Source organism: Clostridium sp. (genome assembly GCF_032552055.1).
GTDB lineage: Bacteria > Bacillota > Clostridia > Clostridiales > Clostridiaceae > Clostridium.
The window spans coordinates 1-5,102 of record NZ_JAWGSV010000230.1; the positions used below are offsets into that span (position 1 = coordinate 1).

Sequence of the window (5,102 nt, forward strand, 5' to 3'; positions counted from 1 at the left end):
ATGAAGATGCATACCCTATGGATATATTGAGTTTTTTACATATTTCCTCTAAGGATGTATGATTTTCAACATTTAAATGAAGGGCTTGTATAAGTTTATTTACTGTAAAGCTTTCAGTGATTTCATTGTTATTATTAAGTAAATTCATATACTCATCAAGCATAGTTAATTCTATTTCTTGTAACTCTTTTAATGTAATGAATTCTTTAATCTTATTATAATATTTTTCATAAAGGCTATATAAATATTTCTTTGGAATTCCATTTCTTGATATTTCCCTTGCATAAACTGCATTCCATATTATTAAATCATCAATTTTACTACTCTTATCTTTCTTATATTCTATTTCTAAAGCCTGTTTATTTTTAATTTTCTTTACTAACTCATCTTTATTTCTACCCTCAATTAATAAAGTTACCTTATTATCTAAAATATTAAACTCATCATTATATCCTTCAAAAGCATCCTTCATATTCTCTTCTCCTTTTATAAAATATTAATTATATACACATTATAGAGATTTTTCCTACATTCTTCAATTACCTTGTTAAAATTTTACAATAACCCAAAAAATGAGCATCTTTTTTGCAAATTTAGAAGTTATGTCTAATAATAATGATAATTTTATATTAATATACAGGTTTTTTTCATTTTTTATTATTTAATTACTAAAAATTGGTGATATAAACAATATTTATATCACCAATTAATTTTATTATCTTATTTAATTATATTTAAAACATAAGTCTTAAACTCTTCAAAGCTACCATTTGATATAGAAGCTCCTTTATTAATTTTATTGCTAATAAAATTATATTCACATGCTCCATAATTAAAGCTTGCACTTGATACTATTATACTTGAATCTGTTACTCTATAATTTATATTGCATAACATTACATCTTTACAGAATTCTACAAAGTCATTAACCTTATCTAATTCTACATTAGATACTATATTTAAAGCAAATTTAAATAAACCATATCCACCTATTAATGGTATCATTTGACCATTCCCCATATAAAATACTTTTCCCATATTATAAAAATACTTCATATTTCCATAAGACATAGTTCTATATTGATTATTTATTTCCAAGTCTTTATTATTTAAATTCTCAAACTTTTCTACTATATCATCCCAAGCTTTAGCTTCAGCACTTTTATTATTGCTAATTACACTTTTAAATTGTTCAAAAGCCTTCTCTACATCTTTATCTTTATTTACAGTAGATCCATTAACTTCTACTCTATACTCATTATTTTCAAATATCAATTCCACTTTACTATTCATATTAAACTACCTCACTTATGTATATTATTAATTAATAATAATTATTATACCATAATGAAATAAACTTTCCAACCTATTATTACTTAACTATCTCATAAGGCCAATCTTTTATTCCACCAAAATCATATACATTAGTATATCCAATTTCAACTAATAAATCAGCAGCTTTTTTACTTCTATTTCCGCTTCTACAATAAACTAATATTTTTTGTTCTTTATTTACTAATACCTCTTCTGCTTTGTTTTCTAAATCATCTACTGGAATTAACACACTCTTTTTTATATGTCCACTGTTATATTCCTCTTCTGTTCTTACATCTAATATTATTACATCACTATTATTCATTTCTTCTTTTGCTTCTTCTGCTGTAATCTTTGATACCATAGCTGATTCTTGCCCCTTAGAGCTAGTTTCTTTATTTAAAGTTGTACATCCTGAAATAACTAAAGTACTTAATATTAAAAATAATACTATTATATTTTTTCTCAAAATCCTCACCTCAAAACTATTATAATACAAAAAGAGAATTAAGTTTGTAATAAAGTCACATACTTAATTCTCAATACTTATATCATTATTCTAAAAAATAAATTTTAAAATAATTCTAATTTCATAATTTATCATTAATTAAACTAAGACCTACTATTTTATTAGTTTTTTAATATTAGACTCTAAAATTTCATCGTTTAGAGCACCTTCTCTATCGTATATTATATTTCCACCTTTATCTATAAATATAGTCCTTGGAATTCCTCTAATATTATAAGCATTTGCTGCACTATAATCTAAGTCATATAATATATCCATTTCTAAATTATTATCTTTTAAGAACTTTAAAGCTTTTTCTTTAGTTTCTCTTTGTCCATCAGTTAAATTTATCATCAGAAATTCTACCTTATCACCATATTTATTTATAGCATCCTCAAAATATGGCATTTCTGCTTTACATGGTCCACACCAACTTGCCCATATATTAATTACTACAGGCTTCTTATCTTTATAATCCGATAGTTTTACAATATTCCCTTCTTCATCATAAACTTCAAAGTCCTTTGCTTCTTTTAACTCTTGCTTTATATTACTATCCTCTACACCTAAATATTGTCCCGTTAAATATCCATATCCAAACTTAACAACTAAAATTAAAACTGCTAATACTAATGTAAGTATTATAACCTTCCAAACACTTTTCAAATTTCACCCTCCTTAAAATAATGTAAGATATGAAAGTAATAAATTAAAATATCCAGTTATCATTAAAACTCCTATTATTATAAGTAATGAACCTGAAATAATATTTATTACCTTGTAATTAGACTTTATAAATTTAAAGGCAGCTTTTAAGCTATCTATTAATAAAGCTGAAATTATAAAAGGTATTCCTAAACCTAAACTATAGGTTAAGAGCATAAATACACCTTCTATTGTTGTTTGACTATTTGCAGCTAACATTAATGCCGAGCCTAAAAATGTTCCAACACAGGGAGTCCACCCTATTGCAAATATCATTCCAAATGTTATAGCAGCTAAAAAATTTAAGTCTTTTGCCTTTTTGTTGCTTAGCTTAAAGCTCCTATTAAGCACAACTACTTTTAATATTCCTATATAATTTAATCCAAATAATATTAAAATAATTCCTGCTACTATATTAAATACATTCATATATTCTTTTAAGAAAGTACCAAAGGTACCAAAAGCAGCTCCTAAAATAGTAAAAACTATTGAAAATCCTATAACAAATCCAATTGAATTAATTAGCGCCTTAGAATTTTTATTTTCCTTGCTTCCTCCCATGAAATATGAAATATACATTGGTATCATTGGTAATATACACGGAGATATAAACGTAATTATACCTTCTAAAAATAATATTAAATAATTCACATATTCTCTCCTTTTCTTTTTTACTATACTATAACATAATTAGTAGAATGTATAAATATAATGATTATTATACTCAATATTTTATCATATAGTTTTCAAAACTATACGTTGCACTATACAAACTTTTATGTTATCTTATTAATATAATAAAGTGTGGAAGGAATGTTATGAATGAATAAAATTGCTTTAATAACTGATAGTACTTGTGGTTTACCTAAAGAATATGCAGATAAATATAATGCGAAAGTTGTGTCTTTGAAAGTATTATATAAAGATAGAGAATATATTGATGGTGTTACTATCACTCCTGAAGAAGTATATTCTAGACTTGAAGAAGAGCTTCCTACTACTTCTATGCCTTCAGTTCAGGATGTTAAATCTTTATACAGTGAACTAGAAGCTGAAGGATATACTCATGCTATAGTATTACCTGTATCTTCTGGGTTATCAGGTACTATAAATAGCTTTAGATTAGCTAGTGAAGATTTTAGTAATATAAATACTTTTATTTTTGATACTAAAATACTTTCTATGGCTGTAGGTTTAATTGTCATTGAAGTTGGTAAAATGATAGAAGAAAATAAAGATTTTGACTACATTTGCAATAGAATTCCTAAAATAAGAGAAAACTTATGGTTATATTTCACAGTTGATACATTAGAATATTTAATTAAAGGTGGAAGAATCGGAAAAGTAACAGGTGGTATTGGACAATTACTTAATTTAAAACCTATTATAACTATGGATGAAAATGGTTCTTATACTAACCATTCAAAGGTAAGAGGATCAAAACAAGCCTTTAATAAATTATCTTCCCTCGCAACAAGCATTTTAGATAAAGGTAAGGGAAAAGTAATAGTTATGACTGGAACTATGCATGAAGAAGCAAATAAATTAAAAGAAACTTTAGAAAAACATATAAATACTACATTTATGTATAAAGGTACTATCACACCAGCAGTTGGAATTCATTCAGGTCCAAGACTACTAGCTGTAGCAGTAATGCTAGAATAATTTTTCATTTTTCATTCTTAATTCTTAATTATAAAAGGGATGCTTTCGCATCCCTTTTATTGCTCTTCATGATCAAAGTCTTTTCCTGTTTGCATAGCTACTTTTTCAGCTACTAAGTTCTTTAATAATACATCTACTGTCCATTCTCTTGAAGTTTCAGTAACTGTTGCTTTTAAAACATTATTTAATCTAAACTTCTTTAGATTTTCTATAAATAATCCTATCTTATTTCCTGGTATATTATTAAATATTATTGCTTTATTTTTCACTCCATCTTCAGCATCATTTAGTAAGTTATTATTTATAACATCTTTAACTAAAGTATTACCATTTTTATAATTTATAAGTACCTTATCTCTTATTCCAAGCATTCCTGCTAAATTGCTTACAGTTTTGGCTTCCTTACCATTAAAGTTACATAATATTAAACAACTTCTACCTTCTTCTGTTGTAGTTTCTTTAGTATCTAATAATTCAAATGACATAAATTTCTCCTTTTCTTACATAAAGTGATTCTTATCTTCAGATGGAATTTTCTTAACAGGATGCCTACTCCATCTGAAGGTTAGAAGAACTAATCCAGGCGCGTAGCAGTGCTTAGCTCCCACTTATAGAAGGTGGAGTGTTAGCAATGGTAGCGATCGGATAAACATTTCTTATTTATATCATATAAAATACTTAAGAATTAAGCAACCTTGATTTTTTTAAGTTTAATTTTGACGTAATAGTTAATATTATATCTATTAAAATTATTATTGCCAAAATAACATTAATTGGCCTTATAAATAGTTCTAAACTTAAATAAAAATTTCTAACAACAGGATTAACATAAGTTATTCCTATGTATGATAAAACTCCCCAATATAATGAAAACTTTAAAGTAATTAATCCTTTATAATTATATCTAAGC

7 protein-coding genes and 1 pseudogene are annotated in these 5,102 nt (G+C 25.7%); 1 reads left to right on the forward strand and 7 read right to left on the reverse strand.

From position 1 onward, the window contains the following. The 5 genes from E6248_RS12950 to E6248_RS12970 form a co-directional block, all read right to left on the reverse strand. Nucleotides 1-472 (reverse strand): AraC family transcriptional regulator (locus E6248_RS12950; protein ID WP_316341211.1); only part of this gene is annotated, 472 nt, incomplete at its 3' end. A gap of 248 nt (nt 473-720) precedes the next feature. Continuing rightward, nucleotides 721-1,293, reverse strand: coding sequence for a hypothetical protein (locus E6248_RS12955; RefSeq protein ID WP_316341212.1), 573 nt, complete (start codon nt 1,291-1,293; stop codon nt 721-723). Between the two features lie 79 nt (nt 1,294-1,372). Continuing rightward, entirely contained in the window at nt 1,373-1,783 is a 411-nt protein-coding gene (locus tag E6248_RS12960) for a rhodanese-like domain-containing protein (RefSeq protein ID WP_316341213.1), read from the reverse strand. 153 nt (nt 1,784-1,936) lie between these two features. Further along, nucleotides 1,937-2,488 (reverse strand): TlpA disulfide reductase family protein, encoded by a 552-nt coding sequence (locus E6248_RS12965; RefSeq protein WP_316341214.1) that lies wholly within the window; start codon nt 2,486-2,488, stop codon nt 1,937-1,939. A gap of 12 nt (nt 2,489-2,500) precedes the next feature. Continuing rightward, the gene (locus tag E6248_RS12970; RefSeq protein WP_316341215.1) at nt 2,501-3,178 is read right to left on the reverse strand and encodes a cytochrome c biogenesis protein CcdA; all 678 of its coding nucleotides are present in this window, start codon (nt 3,176-3,178) and stop codon (nt 2,501-2,503) included. 171 nt (nt 3,179-3,349) lie between these two features. On the opposite strand from E6248_RS12970, the gene E6248_RS12975 reads away from it, so the two are divergent. After that, nucleotides 3,350-4,192, forward strand: coding sequence for a DegV family protein (locus E6248_RS12975; protein WP_316341216.1), 843 nt, complete (start codon nt 3,350-3,352; stop codon nt 4,190-4,192). A gap of 56 nt (nt 4,193-4,248) precedes the next feature. Here E6248_RS12975 and E6248_RS12980 read toward each other — a convergent pair whose 3' ends face one another. Together E6248_RS12980 and E6248_RS12985 are read right to left on the reverse strand one after the other, a co-directional pair. Next, nucleotides 4,249-4,677 (reverse strand): DUF3783 domain-containing protein, encoded by a 429-nt coding sequence (locus tag E6248_RS12980; RefSeq protein ID WP_316341217.1) that lies wholly within the window; start codon nt 4,675-4,677, stop codon nt 4,249-4,251. Between the two features lie 193 nt (nt 4,678-4,870). Continuing rightward, nucleotides 4,871-5,102 (reverse strand): annotated as a pseudogene (locus E6248_RS12985) (hypothetical protein); the annotation flags it as partial.

Coding starts and splice junctions, on each gene's coding strand:
- E6248_RS12955 (WP_316341212.1), bottom strand. CDS start 1,293: ATGAATAGTAAAGTGGAATTGATATTTGAAAATAATGAGTATAGAGTA.
- E6248_RS12975 (WP_316341216.1), top strand. CDS start 3,350: ATGAATAAAATTGCTTTAATAACTGATAGTACTTGTGGTTTACCTAAA.
- E6248_RS12980 (WP_316341217.1), bottom strand. CDS start 4,677: ATGTCATTTGAATTATTAGATACTAAAGAAACTACAACAGAAGAAGGT.